The sequence below is a fragment of the Campylobacter sp. US33a genome (assembly GCF_004378855.1).
GTDB lineage: Bacteria > Campylobacterota > Campylobacteria > Campylobacterales > Campylobacteraceae > Campylobacter_D.
On sequence record NZ_RYYL01000044.1, the window covers coordinates 1 to 334 of the forward strand.

Sequence of the window (334 nt, forward strand, 5' to 3'; positions counted from 1 at the left end):
GTGGTTATAGATATACCTTATGATGCATATTGCAATGTAGATGAAAAAGGAAAATTAATCAATGAAGAATATGCTTATATTTATGATGAAGTAAGGGCTCATCGTGGAACATTAAAATCTTATTCTTTTTTTAATGAATGGGAATTGTCTGCTTTACTTTTAGGAAATATTAAAGCTAGTCCCACAGCTGCTGTAGGATTTAAAGCAAGACAACAACAAGCTTTATTTTTACAAGCTCAACTTGGAGATAAAAATGCTTTTAAAAGTTTAGGTTTGGCAGTATTGTGTTCTAATTCTTTTCTTACAGGGCAACATTGGAATAAGCTTAGAGCAA

General features: G+C 31.1%; 1 pseudogene. It reads left to right on the plus strand.

Annotated elements, in window-relative coordinates:
* Positions 1-334 (plus strand): annotated as a pseudogene (locus ELQ16_RS09825) (hypothetical protein); the annotation flags it as partial.